Here is a 16,329-nt window from a genome sequence, read left to right on the forward strand (position 1 = left end):
AGCGACAATCGCGGCCCATGCTGTCGATCGAGCACCTCGGTTACCGTTATCCCCGCGCTGACACGGCCGCATTGGACGACGTGTCGCTCACCGCCCAGCGCGGCCACGTGCTGGGCCTGCTGGGGCCGAATGGCGCGGGCAAGACGACGCTGATCTCGCACCTGGCCGGCCTCTTGCCGGTGCAGCAGGGTCAGATCATGGTCGACGGCCAACCGCTCGCCACGGTGCGCAGCGCGACGCCCACCCGCATCGCGGTTGCGCCGCAGGAATACGCCTTCTATCCCATGCTCACGGTGGCCGAGAACCTCGCCTGCTTCTCCGCGGCGGGCCGCCTGACTGCCGCAAAGCGCGACGAGCGCATCGCCGCCTGCCTCGCCGTCGCGCAACTGGAGCGCTACCAGGGCACACGCGCCGAGAAGTTGTCGGGTGGCTTGAAGCGACGGCTGAACCTCGCCATCGCATTGCTGCCCGAGCCCGAGCTGGTGCTCTTCGACGAGCCCACCGTCGGCGTCGACCCGCAATCGCGAGCGTTCATCCTCGAGGCGATCAAGAGCCTGGCACGCCACGGTGCGGCGGTGATCTACACCTCGCACTACATGGACGAGATCGAGGCGATCGCCGACCAGGTGGTGATCCTCGACCGCGGCCGCATGCTCTGCGCCGGCTCGCTCGACGAACTGCTTGCACAGCACGAGCCGGTGATGGTGCTCGCCGCCGATGGCATCGCCCGCGACGCCCTGCTCGCCCTCCTGGCGAAGCACGGCACCGTGCTCGACAGCAGCGGCCAGCGCGTGAGCCTGCGCCTGAAGAGCCGCCCGGCTGAGGTGCTGGCGGCGCTCGACAACGCCAGCGCGACGGTCCACTCGGCCCAATTCGGCCGCGGCAACCTGGAGCAGCTCTTCATGTCGCTCACCCAACGCTCGCTGAGAGACTGACCGATGCTGCCCGCGCTGATCAAGAAGGAGCTGCTGGCGCTCATCCGCGACCCGCACAGCCTCGCCGCGCTGTTCCTGCTGCCGGTGCTCTTCATCGTCATCATGTCGCTCGCGCTGAAGGACTACTACAGCCCGCCGCAGACCAGCCTGCCCTATGCCGTGCAGGCCGAAGACACCGGCCCGCTGGCACGCGCCCTCGTCAAGGCCTGGGAGCGTGGCCACGGCCCGGCCCAAGCGCTGCCGGGCGACTGGGAACGGCAGCTGCGCGAAGGCCGCCTCAAGTACGTGCTGGTGCTGCAGGCCGGCCTGTCGCAAGAGCTGGAAGAAGCCTCGCTGCCCACGCAGTCGTTCCTGCGCCTGCTCGCCGAGCCGGGCCTCGACGGCAACCTGCTCAACACGCTGCAGGCGCAACTGGCCGGCACCGCGGGCGAACTGAAGGCCCGCGCCGCGCTCGCGCAGAACAACGCCCCCAAACCCGCGCCCGACGCTTCGATGCTCAAGCTCGTGCAGACCGAGCGCGCCGGCACCTCAGGCCCGCGCCCGAGCGCCGTGCAGCAGAACGTGCCGGCCTGGCTGGTCTTCGGCATGTTCTTCGTCGTCGCTTCGCTCGCCGGCCTCGTCGTGGAAGAGCGCAGCAGCGGCACGCTCGCGCGCCTGCAGAGCCTGGGCGTCTCGCGCGCCGCGCTGCTCGCCTCGAAGGGCTTGCCTTACCTCGGCGTGAACGCCGTGCAGGCCGCGCTGATGCTGGCGGTGGGCGTGTGGCTCATGCCCGCGCTCGGCGGCGATGCACTCTCGCTTGCCCAGGTCAACTGGCCTGCCTTGCTGCTGGCGCTGGCCGCGATCAGCGTCGCCGCCGTCAGCATGGCGCTGGCTATCGCCTGCGCCGTGCGCACGCATGCGCAGGCCGCGGCCGTGGGGCCGATCCTCAACGTGCTGATGGCCGCCATCGGCGGCATCATGGTGCCCAAGTTCGTGATGCCGCTGTCGATGCAGCGCCTGGCCGAGTGGTCGCCGATGAACTGGGGCCTGGAAGCCCTGCTCAACGTCGTGCTGCGCGGCGGCGACATCGCCAGCACCGTGCCGCAACTGGCCCGCCTCTCGCTCTTCGCCGCGCTGATGTTCGGCATCGCGCTCGTGTTGTTCCAACGTTCGCCCCGATAAATGTCCACCCTGATCGCCGACCTCAAGACCCTGGTGCTGGAAGCCGCCGAAAAGGCCGAGCCCGAGGGCGGCCTCACCGACGACGAAGTGCTCTTCGGCCCCGAGGCCCGCCTCGCGCTCGACTCGCTCGACGCCCTGCAGATCTCGATGGCCATCCAGCAGCGCTATGGCGTGCGCATGCCCGACAGCAAGGACACGCGCCGCGCGCTCACCTCGATCGCGCACCTGGCCGATCACCTGCGGCAGCACGCGCCCTCCTTGAAGGAATGAACGAGGCCTTCATCGCCGGCCGTGCGCTCGTGTCGGCGCTGGGCCCCGATCTCGGCAGCGCGATGACGGCGCTTGCTGCCGGCGCGGCCCCTCGCTCGATCACGCTCAGCGACGGCTCGGCCTGGCCCTGCTACACGATCGACGACGATGAAGCGGACTGGGTTTCGCGCAGCCGCCGGCTCATCCAGCGCGCCGTCGCCGAAGCCGGCGCCCTCGACCGCCGCGGCGCGCTCTTCGTCGCCTCGTCGTCGCTCGACATCGGCCTGCTCGAAACCACACACGACTTCGTGCGCGACCACCACGAGTTCGCCGAGACCGTGGCCGGCTGGCTCGGCTGGCAAGGCCCGGTCTACACCGTCTCGACCGCCTGCACCTCGGGCCTGAACGCGCTGCTGAGCGCGCGCACCCTGGTGCGCCACGGCGTCGTGCCCGAAGCGCTCGTGCTCGGGCTGGAGTTGCGCAACACGCTCACCCTCGGCGGCTTTGCCGGCATGCAGCTGCTGAGCCCCACCGGCGCCCTGCCCTACGGCCTGGGCCGCAACGGCCTGGTGCTGGGCGAAGCGGTCGCGGCGCTGCACGTGTCGGCGCAACCTTCACGCTGGCGCATCGCCGGGGGCGCCAACGTGGTTGACGGCCGCGACCCGGCCGGCTCCATCGAGAGCGCCGTGATCGACATGTGCCATCAAGCCTTGGCCGACAGCGGCCTCACCGCAAGCGACATCTCGCTCGTGAAGCCGCAGGCGGCCGGTGGCGCCGCGAGCGACGCCACCGAAGCGCGTGCGCTGCGGCAGGTGTTCGACCCGTTGCCCCCGCTCGTGTCGTTCAAGGCCGCCATCGGCCACACGCTCGGTGCGTCGGGCATCGCCGAACTCGCGCTGCTCACCGCCTGCCTCGAATGCGGCGCCTGGCCGCGCGCCGACCACGCGCAAGACCCTGCGTTGCAAGCCCCTCTGGCGAACGTGCCGCCGTCACACGCTCGTCACGTGCTGGCGAGCATCCTCGGCTTCGGCGGTGGCCACACGGCGGTGGTGCTGGAGGACATGCGGGCATGAGCTTCGTCCTCAAGTCGCACGTCGTGCTCGACCCGCTGCCCGCCGACTGGCGCGACCAGCTCGCCCGCCGCCTGGGCACGCGCCCGCGCCGCATCGGCGGCTGGGCCGAGCTGGCGCTCTTGGGCGCTCGCCTGTGCCTCGACGCCGCACACGAAGAGCAGCTGCCACCCGGCGCGCTGCTGCGCATCGTGGGCGTGCACGGCCCGATGGGCGCCACCCGCACCGTCGTCGAGCAGGCGACCCAAGGCCTGCCGCTCCCCTTCACCTTCATGCAGAGTCAGCCCAGCCAGACGCTGGCCGCGCTGAGCCAGCACCTCGGCTGGCAAGGCGATGCGCGCTACGTGCTGAGCCGCGACGCCCGGGCCACGCTGCAGCTCGCGCAGATCGAAGCCGGCCCCGCCGGGCTCCTGATCGGCACCGTGGCCGAAGACCGCCGCACCGAGTGGTGGCGCTACACGCCGCATTGATCCCCCGCTGAAGCCCGCCGCGCGCTCCCCCGCCCGGCACGCAGGTTGCCGAAAGGCGCGCAAGGGTCCGAGCCCGCGGCGCCATCAGCGCCAACGCCTGCCAAGTGCAGCGGCTTGCGACCGGAATGATTAACCGGGCAAAAGGGGAAGCTCCATGTCAGACATGCCGATATTGGACCGGGCAGTTCAGCGTCCAACCGCAGGCGTGCAGCTGAAATCCGCCAACGTGACCACCACGGTGCCAGTGCGCCTGTTTCCGGTGGCGCCACCGTCGATCAACACCTTCGTCGCCGCGGTGGCCGAGCCGCTGGCCACCCTGCTCACGCTGGGGCTGGCCGCGGCCTTCTTCGACGAACCCATCGATCGCCCCGAGCTCATCCTCGGAATGCTGGTGCTGGTGCTGACCTTCCCCGGCGTCGACCGCTGCAAACAAGACCCATTCCGAGCGGGCGTGAACATCGTGAGCCATTGGGTCGCGGTGCTCTCGATCCTCATGCTCTTCGGCTACGCGACCGACAGCTTCCATTTCTTCTCGAAAGACGTGCTGCTGTGGTGGGCCTTCTTCACCCCGGCGATGCAGTGGGTGGTGGTGACGACGAGCTGCCGCTGGCTGCGCCTCGTGAGCGAGCGGCCCGAGTACCGGCGCCGGGCGGTGGTGGTCGGCGCGGGCGAGAACGGCGTGCGCATCGCGCAGGCGCTCGACGCCTACACCGGCTGCGTGCACGAACTCATGGGCTACTTCGACGACCGTGGCCACGACCGTGTGCACGACGGCGCCGCGGGCAAGCTGCTCGGCCGGGTGGAAGACGTGGTCGAGCACGTCAAGCGCCACGGCATCCACAACGTCTACATCACCCTGCCGCTCGTGGCCCAGCCGCGCGTGATGGAGCTCATCAGCAAGCTGCAGGACACCACCACCTCGGTGCACTACGTGCCCGACTTCGCCGGCGTCAACGTGATCCAGGGCCAGCTGCAGGACGTGGAAGGCATTCCGGTCGTGAGCCTGCTCGAGTCGCCCATCACCGGCACCAACCACCTCGTCAAGCGCGTGACCGACATCGTGCTCTCGTCGATCATCCTCGTGCTCATCTCGCCCGTGCTGCTGGCGGTGGCCATCGGCGTGAGGATGAGTTCGCCGGGCCCGATCATCTTCAAGCAGCGCCGCACGGGCCTCGACGGCAAGGAGATCCTGGTCTTCAAGTTCCGCTCGATGCGCACGCAGGACAACGGGCCCGTGGTACGCCAGGCCACCAAGAACGATCCGCGCATCACGCCCTTCGGCGCGTTCATCCGCAAGACCTCGCTCGACGAGCTGCCGCAGCTCTTCAACGTGCTGCTCGGCAGCATGAGCCTCGTGGGCCCGCGCCCGCACGCCGTGGCGCACAACGAGGAATACCGAAAGATCGTGCAGGCCTACATGCTGCGCCACAAGGTGCGGCCGGGCATCACCGGCTGGGCGCAGGTCAACGGCTTTCGCGGCGAGACCGACACCGTCGAGAAGATGGCCGCGCGCGTGCAGTACGACCTCGAGTACCTGCGCAACTGGTCGCTCGCCCTCGACCTCAAGATCATCGCGCGCACGGTGCGCGTGCTGTTCTTCGATCGCAACGCCTACTGAAGGACACGTCACGCCGATCGATCCCTCCACCCACCACTGCTGCCCACAAACATGAGAACCGCCACCCTGCCCCTGCTGATGGGCTTGATCAGCACCTTCGCTCAGGTCCACGCCCAGGAGACGGGCGCTCCCTCCACCACGCCGGCGGCGCCCAACCCCACGGCGCCGTCCACCGGCCCCGCGCCCGCTCCGGCGCCGGTAAGCCCGCCGAGCGGCAGCGGCGCGGTGCCGCCGACCCAAGAGCCCTCGCCCTTCGTCTTCGGCATCCGCCAGGGCCTGGTGGGCGAGAGCAACCTCTTCCGTGCCCCGGAAGGCAGCCCGCTGGAGCGGCGCGACCGCATCTGGTCGAGCGGCGTGCACCTCGGACTCGACAAGTCGATCGGCCGGCAGCACTTCTTCTTCAACGCCGAAGCCAACCACAACCGCTACAACAAGAACGAGCACCTCAACAACACCGACTACGGCGTCAACGCCCGCTGGGACTGGGAGACCGTGGGCCGGCTCTCCGGCCTGCTGACGGCGCAGCAGAACCAGAGCCTCTACCGCGACACCATCAACGGCACCATCTCGCTCGAGCGTAACCAGGTGCGCAGCACTTCACTCGGCGTCCAGGCGCGCCTGGGGCTTGTCACGCGCTGGTCGTTTGAGGCCGGCGCGACCGGGAGTGAGAACGACTACCGCGGGATCGACGTCGACGAGCGCGACATGCGCCAGAGCTCCTACAACGCCGGCATCCGCTACCGCCAGAGCGGCGCCCTCACCACCCGCCTGGGCGTGCGGCGCAGCGAGGGGCGCTACCCGGTCGGCTTGGGCGGCGTGCCCGACGAATTCACCCGCGACGACGTCGACCTCATCACCAACCTCACCCCGAGCGGCGCCAGCGCCCTCAACACCCGCATCAGCCTGACGCGCGAGCGGCACACCGCCCAGAGCGCGCGCGACAACAAGGGCTGGACGGGCGCCCTCGGCTGGAACTGGCGCCCGACCGGCAAGCTATACACCGACCTCGACCTCGCCTACGACCGCAGCGTCGGCCGCGCCGACTTCGACTCCACGCTGACCGGCGGCGAGTCGAGCGATGCGCGCGCCATCCAGACCGCTTCGCTCGCCGTCACCTGGCTCGCCACGGCGAAGGTGACCTTCGTGCCGCGCGTGAGCTGGGCGCACCGCAAGCTCGACAACACCTTCGTCAACGGCGTGCCCACCGCGACCGGCACCGACACCACCGTCATCGGCGGCATCTCGATGACCTACACGCCGTTCGACGCACTGCAGCTCATCTGCCACGTGAACCAGGAGAAGCGCACCGTCGGCGGAGACACCTCGGTCAGCTCGGGCTACAAGGCCACGGTCGCTGGCTGCAACGCGGAATTCGCGATTCGCTGAAGCGTGCACACGGCTCTCAAAGACCACTGCACCGAAGCGGAGCGCTGATTGCTCTTCTCTCACGGAACTTTTCCCTCTCAGCCGTACGTTGTCATCACAGGAGTACCCGATGAACAAGAAACTGATCGCCAGCATCGCCACCGCTGTCCTTTCCCTGGGCGCCGTCTCCACTTCGCAGGCGGCGCTCAACAGCTGTGACGATCCCCTGAAAAGCGGCCTCGGCCAACGCTTCTGCTTCGAGAAATTCGAGGATCTCGCCTCCGGCTTCTACACCGTGAGCTTCGAATACCAGGCGGAAAAGTTTGCCGGTAACGCCGACAAGACCCTCAGCTTCGGCTTTCTTTTCGACACCCTCGAAGGCCCCTCGACGCGCGGCCTGCTGAGCGACGTGACGACCTCGCCGGGCTGGAACACCTACTCCTTCACCACCGAAGCCGGCGGTGCGGGCGGCCTGCTCTTCGCGCTGCGCGGCGTGCCCGGCCCGAACTTCGGCATGCAACTGCAGAACGTGCAGGTGACGCCGGTGCCCGAGCCCGGCACCTACGCCATGCTTTTGGCTGGCCTGGGCGCTCTCGCGTTCGTGGGGCGCCGTCGCAAGATGTGACGCCTGCGCTGCTCCTGCTTGAAAGGCCCGGCGAACACCGGGCCTTTTTTGTGGGCGGCCTACACTGCGCTGCGCCCCTCAGGACGGCCTGGGCCGGGCCCTTCCAACCACCGGGGGACGACCCCACTCTGCAGTGAAAGGGTCGTCATGGCCTGGGTCATTCTTTTCATCGCCGGCCTCTTCGAGGTCGCCTGGGCCATCGGCCTCAAGTACACCGACGGGTTCTCGCGGCTGTGGCCGAGCGTGGGCACGGTGGCAGCGATGGTCGCAAGCGTGGTGCTGCTCGGCTGGGCGATGCGCACGCTTCCCGTGGGCACGGCTTACGCCGTGTGGACGGGCATTGGAGCGGTGGGCACGGTGGCGCTTGGCATCGTGCTGTTTCAGGAGCCCGCCACGGCAGCCCGGCTGGGCTGCGTGGCCTTGATCGTGGCGGGGATCGTGGGACTGAAGGTCACCGCCTGACGGTCAGCTTGCGCAACCATCTCCTCTTGCGTCGCCCCAGCGGCGGTGTGTCTCATCATCACTGATGTAGTTCGTCGTGCCGCGGCGGTCCACGCAATATTGCGGCGAGACGATCATCTCTTCGAACACCTGCTCCGACGAGATGCGGGTGTACTCGAAGAGCACGCTGCGCTTGACCTCGCAGCCGCGCTTCAGGTGGCTGCCGGTGCCGATCCAGGTCGGCCCCTCGATCTTCACGCCGGGCTCCACGCACACGCTGGAGCCGAGGTAAACCGGCCCGGTGATCTGCACCTTGTCCCAGGGGATGCGGGTGTTGAGGCCCACCCACACGCCGGGGCGCACTTCCTTGCCCGGCATCTCCATCTCGGCCACCTCGCCCATCAGCACGCGCTGCAGCACGCTCCAGTAGTCGCTCACACGGCCGATGTCGATCCAGTTGAAGAAGCGGTTCTGCACGTAGAAGGGCAGGCCCTTGGCCGCCATCAGCGGGAAGAGGTCGCTGCCGATGTCGAAGCTCTTGCCGCTCGGCACGAGCTCGAGCACGGCGGGCTCGAAGATGTAGATGCCGGTCGAGGCCAGCGTGCTCTTGGCCGCCTCGGGCGTGGGCTTCTCCTGGAACTCGAGCACGCGGCCCGTCGGGTCGGCGCTCACGATGCCGTAGTTCTGCACCTCCTCGCGCTTCACGTCGAGGCCCACCACGCTCGCCAAGGCGCCCTTCTGCTTGTGCTCGAAGAGCGCGGCGTTGATGTCGAGGTCGACCAGCGCGTCGCCGCACAGCACGAGCGTGGTCTCGTCGAAGAAGCCCGAGAAATCCTGGATCTTCTTCATGCCGCCGGCCGAGCCCATCGGCTTGGGCACCACCTCGCCGTGCTCGCGCACGCCTTCGTACGAGTAGCCGATCTGCACGCCCCAGCGGCTGCCGTCACCGAAGTGGTTCTCGATCTTCCAGTGGTTGAACGCCACGTTGATCATGATTTCCTTGATGCCGTAGCGCGCCAGGTGCTCGATCAGGTATTCGAGCACCGGCTTGCCGAGGATGGGCACCATCGGCTTGGGCATGTTCTTGGTCAGCGGGCGCACGCGGGTCCCTTGGCCCGCGGCGAGGATCATTGCTTTTGCCATGAGGTGAGAAATTCCTTTTGAGAGGTCAACAGAGTTTGCATGCGTTCGGCATCGAGGCCGGCATGGGGCAGGCCCCACAGCAGCGCCGCCACACTCGCCGTGCCCAGCGTGGCGGGCAGCGTGGTGCGCATGAACGAGAGGCTGGAAATGGACAGCTGCCGGTGCACCGCGATCTGCATCAGCACGCAACCGGCCACGCTCCCGAGCGCCACGCCGGCGGCGATGCCCTGCATGCCCCAGCGCGACAAACCGGCGGCCAGTGCCGCGGTGATCGCGAGCTGCAGGGTCGACAGCTTGAGCACGCGGGCGCTCTGGCGTGTGGCGAAGGACAGGTTCTGCCCCAGCCAGAAGGCCGACTGCGCCACGTAAGCCACCGACAGCCAGCCGAAGAGCGCCGCGCTCTCGCGCCAGCGTTCGCCGAAGGCCAGCACCACCAGCGGCTCGGCCACGAGCGAGACGAGTGCATACATCGGCGCCAGCAGCAAGAGCGTCCAGCCGAGCATGCGCCGGTAGGCCTGGGCCAGCGCCACCGGGTCGCCCTGGCGTTGCACGAAGAGGCTCACGCCCACCCGGCTGAGCGACGACGCCACCACGAGATAGCCAGCCGAGAGCACCCGCTTGGCAAGGTTGTAGAGGCCGGTCGCGGCCGGGCCGAGCAGCACGCTCACGAGGGCCGCATCGCCGTTGCTGTTGGCGTAGTTGACGCAGGCGTTGAGGCCGATGCGGCGGGCCTCGCCGCGGTGCTCGCGAAAGAGCTCCGCCGACCAGTGCCAGCGCGGCCGCCAGTGCCGCCACTCGGCGATGAGCGCCACCGCCAGCGCCACCACGCCCATCACCACCTGCTGCGCCACGAGCGCCATCGCCCCCGCGCCGCGCGCGGCCAGCCAGAGCGCCACCGCGCCGCCCGCCGTCACCGAGCACAGCGAGCGGATCGCCATCACGCGGAAGTTGCCGTCGCGCAGCAGCCTCGCGTCGTGCGCGCGGCCGAGCCCGAAGAGCACCACCGAGAGGCTCATGCCTGCCAGCACCAGCGTGAGATCGGGAGCTTCGAAGAAGCGCGCCATCGGCCACGACAGCAGCACCATGAGCGCCGCCACGCCGAGCGAGACCACGGTGCAGACGGTGAAGAGCCAGTCGAACTGGCGGTCATCGGCCCCGGGCGTGCGCACCACCGGCATCGCCAGCGAATCGAGCAGCGACATGCGCGTGAAGAGCACCATCAAATGTGCGATCGCGAGCAGCCCGAACTCGTGCGGCGTGAGCCAGCGCGCGAGCACCGCGAAGATGATGAACGACAGGACCTGCTGAACCAGGTTGTCCAGAATCGACCAAGCTGACTTCGAAGCCAGTTTCATGAAGCCTCAAGCTTGGCCGAGCGGCAGATGCGGAAGAACTTGAACGCATCCACCGTGTAGCGCTTCCACAGCCGCTTGGGCTCCTGCGTGAGCCGGAAGAACCATTCCAGGTGCAGCTTGCGCACCCACACCGGCGCGCGCACGGCCCGCTCGGCGAGGAAGTCGAACAAGGCGCCTACGCCGACGTACAAGGCCGGCGGCAGCTGCTGCGCGTGGTCGAGGATCCACTGTTCCTGCAGCGGGTTGCCGAGCGCCACCAGCACCACGTCGGGCTTGGCGCTGCGGATGCGCTCGCACACCAACTCGTCTTCCACGCCGTAGCCCGAGAGCGCCCCCACGACCGTGTGGCCGAAGCGGCGCTCCACCGAGCGCGAGGCCTCGCGCACCACCTCGGGCCGTGCGCCGAAGAGAAAGACGCGCAGCGGCAGCGGGCTGCCGCCGAGCAGACGGGGGATGAAGTCGGTGCCGTTGAGGTTCTCCTGGAAGCGCTTGCCATGCATCAACCGCGCTGCAAGGTCCATGCCGATGCCGTCGTTGACGACGGTGATCGCCGGGTCGTCGTTGAAGCGCTCGGCAAAGGCCTGGCAGGTGACGACGAAGTTGGTGTTGGCGAAGAAGAGTTCGGTGCGCCGGCCCAGTGCCAGTTGGCGGTAGATCTGGCCCGCCAGCGCGTGCGAGCCGAACGACTTCACGCGAAACGGCCCGATGCGCAAGGTCTCGGGGAGCTTCGGGCCTGACAAGGTCGAGGTGGTCATCGAGCAATCCTCAAGCGTGGTTGGACGAGGGGTAGGCCGTGCGCGGCGCCTGGCCGGTGCGCCAGCCGCTCACGCGGGCGAGCAGGCTGTGCCACTTGAAGCGCGCCTGCGCACGCTGGCCGCTGCACAGCGCGAGCAGCGAGCCGGCGAGCGTGCGTCCGCACACCCACGGGAAATACCAGCCGGGAAATCCGCCGCGGCGGATCACACGGCCGAAGCCGGCTTCGTAGCGGCGCTGCCGCGCGATGGCGGCGTCGCCGTAGTCGGCGGTCTTCACCGGGTGGTGCAGGACAAGGTCGCGGTCGAATTCGACTCGGCCGCCAGCCTTCAGGCCGCGCAGCATGAACTCGGTCTCTTCGCCGGCGCCCCAGGGCGTGCCGGCGCCCACGCCGAGGTCTTCGTCGAACTCGCCGATGCGCTCGACGAGGCGGCGGCGCAGGAAGATGCTGAACGAGATGGCCCCGCGCCACACCGAGAAACGGTTGAGGATCTGCGTGCGCGGCAGCCAGCGGCCTTCCGAGCGGCCTTCGGCGTCGACGAAGCGGCCAGTCAGGCCGTCGAGCGAGGGCTCGGCCTGCAGGCGTTGCGCCACGTACGTCAGCAGGCCGTCGGGGTACCAGCAGTCGTCGTCGGGGAAGGCGATCACGTCGCCCGTGGCGTAGCGCAAACCCACGTTGCGGGCGCGCGAGAGGCCGGGCGCGCTGCGGTAGCGCAGGATGCGGAAGTGCTTGCGGTACTGCTCGATCAGCGGTGCGAGCCGCTCGTCGGGGTTCTGGTCGACGATGAGCAGCTCGAAGTCGCGGTGGTCCTGGCGCTGCAGCGAGGCGAGGAAGTCGCCCACCTCGTCACGCCGCCCGAGCGTGCCCATGATGAGCGAGAACTTCATGCACCGGCCCCCTGCACCACCAGGCCGGGTGCCTGGGCGCGGCTCGTGGCCGGCGTGCGCTCGAAGCTGATCTGCGGCAGGTGGCTCAGCCACGCGTCGTAGACGGCGCCGATCTTCCCGTAGGAGTTGTCGAGGTAGGTCACCTCGCAGCCCATGAGCGCCGCGGCCACGCCGGCGTGCAGCCGGTTGGTGCGCACCGCGATCAGCTGGCTGAAGAAGCGCAGGAAGTCGCGCGTGACGAGGTCCGACTCGGCGCGCAGCCGGAATTTCGAGCCATAGAGGTTCGACATGTCCCAGCGCTTGTCGCCCGGCAGCGCGGCGATGGCCTCGGCATCGACGCGGATCACGTCGAGCCGCAGGTGGGCGGGCGGCGCGCGGCGCAGCAAGGCCAGGCGCCAGCGCAGGTAGGGCACCAGCCGGTCGTGGTGCGCCATGCGCGCCCAGAAGGCGGGGCCGCGGTATTGCTCGCAGCATTGGAAGAGTCGCTGCACGTCGATGTAGAGCGCCATGTCGGGCGCGTACAGCACCTGCGCGCCGGTGCCGGTGGCCTGCACCCGCGCCACCGAGGCCTGGTCGCGGCACACGAGCGTGAAGCGCTCGTCGAGCCGCGCGAGAAGCGCCTCGTGGCCGCGGATGGTGTGCGGCATCACGAGCACCGACTCGACGCCCACGGCCAGGCAGCGCTCGAGGAAACGCGAGCAGCTCTCGTACTCGGGCACCAGGTTGCCGCCACCGGCGTAGATGAGCGAGTCGCCGCGGCGGATGTCGCGCACCTTCGCGTAGGCGGGCGCCAGGCCCAGGTCGTCGAAGAACTGCCAGCTGCCGGCGGCGATGAGCGCATCACCGGCATTGCCTTCGTTGGGCACGTAGAGCAGCCGCGCCGGGCGGCGCGCCTGCAGCGACTGCAGGGCATGGCGCAGGCCGTCCCACGCGTGCGGGTCGTTCACCAGGGGCAGCGTGTCGGGTGGAGTGGTCATGGGCGGGTCCGGTCAGGGGTGATGTGGGGCATGAGGCGCGGCTCCGTGGTCGCATCGAGTGGCTTGGCCGCGGGCTCCAGACGCTTGAGCCAGGCGTTGAGGCCGCGCTTGGTGGCCGCACACGCCGGGCGCTCGACGAAGATGCTGAAGACGCCGCACGCGAGCACCGCCACCACCACGCACAGGGTGGAGAGCAATCCGCCCTCCCGCATCAGGCCGGCCTTCACGAAGACATAGATGATCGGCACGTGCAGCAGGTAGATCGAGAAGCTCCAGTCGCCCAGCCACTGGAGGGGCTTGGCCATGAAGGCCATGTCGATGGGCGTGCGGTCGTGCGAGAAGGCGAACACCACCAGGCCCGCGATCAGCGCCGGAGCCAGGTCGTGCCAGTACTTCTCGGGCAGGTGGATCACCTCCAGCATGAAGACGCCCAGCGTGCCCAGCAGCAGCACCTGCAGCACCGTGAGCGCGCGCGTGCTGATGGGCACGGTGCGCAGCCAGTGGTGCAGGCCGCCGAGCATGGAGCCGAGCAGGAAGTAATGCAGCTTCGAGATCGCGAAGGTGCCGGGCACCTTGTCGCGCACGCAGATGGCCGCCACCGCCAGCACCATCACGATCACGAGCGCGAGCGTGCGGCCCGACTGCGCCCGCTTGAGCGCCCACCAGAAGCCGATGAAGAGCGCATAGAACTGCACCTCGGGCGGGATGCTCCAGAACACGCTCACGTTGCCCGAGAAGAGGATGTGCCGCAGGAAGTTGTGCGTGCCGATGGCATACGGGAACTTCGGGTCGATGAGCGTGTAGATGAAGAACGAGGCCAGCACCACCATCAGGTAGGGCGGCGCAATGCGCGAGAAGCGTGCGATGGCGTAGCGCGACACCTCGTGCCAGCTGGCCGGCTTGGTGAGGTAGAGGTAGCCCATCAGGAAGCCCGACAGCGTGAAAAACACCATCACGCCGAGCGAGCCTTCGTGGATCGGGCCGAAGTGCAGGCCAGCCTGCTCGGGCAGGTGCGAGACGACGACAAGCAACGCGGCGAGGCCGCGCACCGCATTCAGGGACAGGATCTGGGACGAAGGGGGATGGGTGTTGTTCGGGGTCATGGTTTCCATTCCTCACGCAGCAGGGCGAGCTGGGGCCGCTCGGGCTGGCCGGGGATCGGGTGGATGCCGAAGGGGTACTTGGGCCCCCACCAGCCGCCGGCGGCCCAATAGGCCCAGCCGGCCCAGGTGGGATCGCGCATCGATTCGAGGAGCGCCTTGAGCGTGTCCAGGCACTCGGGCGTGGGTGCCACGCCGAATTCACCGAGGAACATGCGGTGGCCGTTGGCGCGGGCCCAGTCGGTCACGCGGCCCATGAGCTTTCTCATGCGCTCGGGCTCCATGCAGTCGCCCTTCATGCCGGAGTGATCCTTGTCGGCGTACTGGTGCACTTCGAGCACGCTGCGCTGGAGTGGGTCGCGCAGGCCGGCGAAGGCCTCGGCGTTGGAGAGGCCCTGCCACTTCACCGACCAGTCGTGCGCGCCGCTCCAGCCGGCACCCGAGACGAAGAGCAGGTGCTTCGAGCCGGCCTCGCGCAGCGCCGTCACCGTGTTCTGCGCCGCGCGCGCCCAGCCGCCGCGTGCGCTGGCATGCGCCGGTTCGTTCATGAGGCCGAAGGCCACGAAGCCGGGCTCGGGGAAGGCTTCGCGCAGGCGCAGCCACACGTCGGTGAACTGCTCGATCGGCACCTCGGGCGTGCCGAGCTTCTGCTTGGCGTACTGGCCGAAGTTGTGCAGGTCGAGGATCACGCACATGTCGAGGGCGCTCGCCATCTCGACCACCTTGCGCAAGACCTTCACCTCCATCTCGTCGAGCGGCCCGCCGAGCGAGCGCTGCACACGCTCCCAGCGGAACGGCAGGCGGATCACGTTGGCGCCCTGCTCGGCGAAGTACTTCAGGTCCTTGTCGGTCGGGTAGGTGTAGTCCTTGAACACCTGGCCGGGCATCTTGTTGGTGTTGAACTCGGCGCCGGCCATGTTCACGCCGCGCAGCGGCTTGCCGGAGAGGCAGGCACCACTCGCAGGTGGCGTCGCCGCCGCCGCGGTGGCGGCCAGGCCCAGGGCGAAACCCAAGAGCGGCGTGGCCAGCAGCCGCTTCATGCCGCCATCCTCGATTCGTGGACCGCGCGCTCGTATTCCTCGACGTAGGCACCGACCACGTTGCGCCAGCTGTAGCGCTGCACCACCTTCTGCGCCTGCGCGCGCAGCGCGCCGTGGCTCACGGCCACGCGGCGGTGCAGCGCCTGCACGGCGTGGGTGGCCTCGGCGGTGTCGTCGGGCACGATCAGCGGCACCATTGTCTCGTCGGCCAGCCGCTCGAAAGGCGGGATGGCGCTCAGGATGGGCACGAGCCCCGCGCTCATCGCCTCGATGGCCGCGAGGCCGAAGCCTTCGTGGCTCGACAGGCACACGCCGTAGCTGGCCTGCCCGATGGCCGCGCGCAGCGTCTCGTTGTCGGGGTTGGGCAGCAGCACGACCGCGTCGGTCACGCCGGCCGCTTCGGTCATCTGCGCGAGGGTGTGGCGGTTGATGTCGTCGTACTCGCGGCCGGCGATGATGAGGCGCCAGGCCGGGTCGGTGGCGCGCAGCGAGGCCAGCAGCGCGAGCGTGCGGTCGAGGCCCTTGTGCGCCGTCCAGCGGCCCACGTAGATCATGGTCTGCCTGAGCGCGTGCGAGGCGGCATCGGCGAACTTGTCGATGTCGACGCCGTTCTCGATCACGCGGATGCGCTCTTCGGGCACCACCTGCTTGAACATCTCGCCGTCATTGGCCGAGCTTGCAAGGATGCGGTGGTAGCCGCGCGCGGTGCAGCGCGTCACGCTGTGGAAGAAGATCTTCTTCGCCCGCTGCGCGAAGCTCGTGTGGAAGAAGCCGCCGTGCGTGCAGGCCACCAGGGGCTTCCTGTGCAGGAAGCGGGTGAGCGAGAGGTAGTCGAACGCGAAGTCGATGCCGTGCACATGCACCACGTCGGCATCACCGACATGGCTCAGCACCGAGGGGAAGAGCGGGTAGCGCTCGGAGCCGCTGTACGACAAGCGGTGCACCGGGATGCCCTCGATCACCTCGTCGGTGGGCAGCACCTCGGGCTGGCGGAACACGCGGTCGAGCGTGACGATGCGTGGCGACTGGCCATGCAGGTCGCGTTGCGTGCGCGCGATGTTGAAGACCACGTCTTCCATGCCGCCGCGCGAGGGCAGGTACTGGCGCACCACGTGCACCACTTTCAAGGCCATTTTGTT

At 68.8% G+C, this 16,329-nt stretch carries 17 protein-coding genes; 9 read left to right on the top strand and 8 right to left on the bottom strand.

Translation table 11 applies throughout. The features are described 5' to 3' along the window. Positions 1-17 precede the first annotated feature (17 nt). The 9 genes from RXV79_RS18945 (at position 18) to sugE (ending at position 7,955) form a co-directional block, all read left to right on the top strand. Positions 18-935 carry an ABC transporter ATP-binding protein gene (locus RXV79_RS18945; protein ID WP_316699650.1) on the top strand — a complete coding sequence of 306 codons (918 nt, stop codon included), beginning with the start codon at positions 18-20 and terminating at the stop codon, positions 933-935. Between the two features lie 3 nt (positions 936-938). Next, on the top strand, positions 939-2,096 hold the full coding sequence (locus tag RXV79_RS18950; RefSeq protein WP_316699651.1) for an ABC transporter permease: 1,158 nt from the start codon (positions 939-941) through the stop codon (positions 2,094-2,096). Further along, entirely contained in the window at positions 2,097-2,366 is a 270-nt protein-coding gene (locus RXV79_RS18955; protein ID WP_316699653.1) for a phosphopantetheine-binding protein, read from the top strand. Continuing rightward, positions 2,363-3,418, top strand: coding sequence for a beta-ketoacyl synthase N-terminal-like domain-containing protein (locus RXV79_RS18960; protein WP_316699655.1), 1,056 nt, complete (start codon positions 2,363-2,365; stop codon positions 3,416-3,418). Before RXV79_RS18955 ends, RXV79_RS18960 begins: the two co-directional genes overlap by 4 nt. Beyond that, on the top strand, positions 3,415-3,885 hold the full coding sequence (locus RXV79_RS18965) for a hypothetical protein (protein WP_316699657.1): 471 nt from the start codon (positions 3,415-3,417) through the stop codon (positions 3,883-3,885). Before RXV79_RS18960 ends, RXV79_RS18965 begins: the two co-directional genes overlap by 4 nt. A gap of 205 nt (positions 3,886-4,090) precedes the next feature. Further along, positions 4,091-5,503 carry an undecaprenyl-phosphate glucose phosphotransferase gene (locus RXV79_RS18970; RefSeq protein ID WP_316699658.1) on the top strand — a complete coding sequence of 471 codons (1,413 nt, stop codon included), beginning with the start codon at positions 4,091-4,093 and terminating at the stop codon, positions 5,501-5,503. 51 nt (positions 5,504-5,554) lie between these two features. Beyond that, the gene (locus tag RXV79_RS18975) at positions 5,555-6,889 is read left to right on the top strand and encodes a porin family protein (RefSeq protein WP_316699659.1); all 1,335 of its coding nucleotides are present in this window, start codon (positions 5,555-5,557) and stop codon (positions 6,887-6,889) included. Positions 6,890-6,998: 109 nt separating this feature from the next. Next, positions 6,999-7,493, top strand: a complete 495-nt coding sequence (locus RXV79_RS18980) for a PEP-CTERM sorting domain-containing protein (RefSeq protein WP_316699661.1) — start codon at positions 6,999-7,001, stop codon at positions 7,491-7,493. A gap of 147 nt (positions 7,494-7,640) precedes the next feature. Beyond that, complete coding sequence (gene sugE, locus RXV79_RS18985) at positions 7,641-7,955, top strand: quaternary ammonium compound efflux SMR transporter SugE (RefSeq protein WP_316699663.1); 315 nt, start codon at positions 7,641-7,643, stop codon at positions 7,953-7,955. A 3-nt stretch (positions 7,956-7,958) separates the two neighbouring features. Here sugE and RXV79_RS18990 read toward each other — a convergent pair whose 3' ends face one another. The 8 genes from RXV79_RS18990 to RXV79_RS19025 are packed head-to-tail and all read right to left on the bottom strand — an operon-like array spanning position 7,959 to position 16,323. After that, the gene (locus tag RXV79_RS18990; RefSeq protein ID WP_316704150.1) at positions 7,959-9,065 is read right to left on the bottom strand and encodes a nucleotidyltransferase family protein; all 1,107 of its coding nucleotides are present in this window, start codon (positions 9,063-9,065) and stop codon (positions 7,959-7,961) included. Beyond that, a complete protein-coding gene (locus RXV79_RS18995; RefSeq protein ID WP_316699664.1) occupies positions 9,062-10,432 on the bottom strand; it encodes a lipopolysaccharide biosynthesis protein in 1,371 nt (456 codons plus the stop codon). The genes RXV79_RS18990 and RXV79_RS18995 overlap by 4 nt, the downstream gene beginning before the upstream one ends. Continuing rightward, the gene (locus RXV79_RS19000; protein WP_316699666.1) at positions 10,429-11,187 is read right to left on the bottom strand and encodes a WecB/TagA/CpsF family glycosyltransferase; all 759 of its coding nucleotides are present in this window, start codon (positions 11,185-11,187) and stop codon (positions 10,429-10,431) included. The genes RXV79_RS18995 and RXV79_RS19000 overlap by 4 nt, the downstream gene beginning before the upstream one ends. Positions 11,188-11,197: 10 nt before the next feature. Then, positions 11,198-12,073, bottom strand: coding sequence for a glycosyltransferase family 2 protein (locus tag RXV79_RS19005; RefSeq protein ID WP_316699667.1), 876 nt, complete (start codon positions 12,071-12,073; stop codon positions 11,198-11,200). Further along, entirely contained in the window at positions 12,070-13,050 is a 981-nt protein-coding gene (locus RXV79_RS19010; RefSeq protein ID WP_316699668.1) for a polysaccharide pyruvyl transferase family protein, read from the bottom strand. The genes RXV79_RS19005 and RXV79_RS19010 overlap by 4 nt, the downstream gene beginning before the upstream one ends. Next, positions 13,047-14,153 (bottom strand): acyltransferase family protein, encoded by a 1,107-nt coding sequence (locus RXV79_RS19015; RefSeq protein ID WP_316699670.1) that lies wholly within the window; start codon positions 14,151-14,153, stop codon positions 13,047-13,049. Before RXV79_RS19015 ends, RXV79_RS19010 begins: the two co-directional genes overlap by 4 nt. Further along, entirely contained in the window at positions 14,150-15,190 is a 1,041-nt protein-coding gene (locus RXV79_RS19020) for a glycoside hydrolase family 5 protein (protein WP_316699672.1), read from the bottom strand. Before RXV79_RS19020 ends, RXV79_RS19015 begins: the two co-directional genes overlap by 4 nt. Beyond that, positions 15,187-16,323 carry a glycosyltransferase family 4 protein gene (locus RXV79_RS19025; protein ID WP_316699673.1) on the bottom strand — a complete coding sequence of 379 codons (1,137 nt, stop codon included), beginning with the start codon at positions 16,321-16,323 and terminating at the stop codon, positions 15,187-15,189. The genes RXV79_RS19020 and RXV79_RS19025 overlap by 4 nt, the downstream gene beginning before the upstream one ends. Between the last annotated feature and the right edge of the window lie 6 nt (positions 16,324-16,329).

Origin of the sequence: Piscinibacter gummiphilus, from assembly GCF_032681285.1 — a bacterium.
In the GTDB taxonomy this organism is placed as follows: domain Bacteria; phylum Pseudomonadota; class Gammaproteobacteria; order Burkholderiales; family Burkholderiaceae_C; genus Rhizobacter; species Rhizobacter gummiphilus_A.

Coding starts and splice junctions, on each gene's coding strand:
- RXV79_RS19020 (WP_316699672.1), bottom strand. CDS start 15,190: ATGAAGCGGCTGCTGGCCACGCCGCTCTTGGGTTTCGCCCTGGGCCTG.
- RXV79_RS19000 (WP_316699666.1), bottom strand. CDS start 11,187: ATGACCACCTCGACCTTGTCAGGCCCGAAGCTCCCCGAGACCTTGCGC.
- RXV79_RS19010 (WP_316699668.1), bottom strand. CDS start 13,050: ATGACCACTCCACCCGACACGCTGCCCCTGGTGAACGACCCGCACGCG.
- RXV79_RS19005 (WP_316699667.1), bottom strand. CDS start 12,073: ATGAAGTTCTCGCTCATCATGGGCACGCTCGGGCGGCGTGACGAGGTG.
- RXV79_RS18975 (WP_316699659.1), top strand. CDS start 5,555: ATGAGAACCGCCACCCTGCCCCTGCTGATGGGCTTGATCAGCACCTTC.
- RXV79_RS18980 (WP_316699661.1), top strand. CDS start 6,999: ATGAACAAGAAACTGATCGCCAGCATCGCCACCGCTGTCCTTTCCCTG.
- RXV79_RS18960 (WP_316699655.1), top strand. CDS start 2,363: ATGAACGAGGCCTTCATCGCCGGCCGTGCGCTCGTGTCGGCGCTGGGC.
- RXV79_RS18995 (WP_316699664.1), bottom strand. CDS start 10,432: ATGAAACTGGCTTCGAAGTCAGCTTGGTCGATTCTGGACAACCTGGTT.
- RXV79_RS19025 (WP_316699673.1), bottom strand. CDS start 16,323: ATGGCCTTGAAAGTGGTGCACGTGGTGCGCCAGTACCTGCCCTCGCGC.
- sugE (WP_316699663.1), top strand. CDS start 7,641: ATGGCCTGGGTCATTCTTTTCATCGCCGGCCTCTTCGAGGTCGCCTGG.
- RXV79_RS18950 (WP_316699651.1), top strand. CDS start 939: ATGCTGCCCGCGCTGATCAAGAAGGAGCTGCTGGCGCTCATCCGCGAC.
- RXV79_RS18945 (WP_316699650.1), top strand. CDS start 18: ATGCTGTCGATCGAGCACCTCGGTTACCGTTATCCCCGCGCTGACACG.
- RXV79_RS19015 (WP_316699670.1), bottom strand. CDS start 14,153: ATGACCCCGAACAACACCCATCCCCCTTCGTCCCAGATCCTGTCCCTG.
- RXV79_RS18990 (WP_316704150.1), bottom strand. CDS start 9,065: ATGATCCTCGCCGCGGGCCAAGGGACCCGCGTGCGCCCGCTGACCAAG.
- RXV79_RS18965 (WP_316699657.1), top strand. CDS start 3,415: ATGAGCTTCGTCCTCAAGTCGCACGTCGTGCTCGACCCGCTGCCCGCC.
- RXV79_RS18955 (WP_316699653.1), top strand. CDS start 2,097: ATGTCCACCCTGATCGCCGACCTCAAGACCCTGGTGCTGGAAGCCGCC.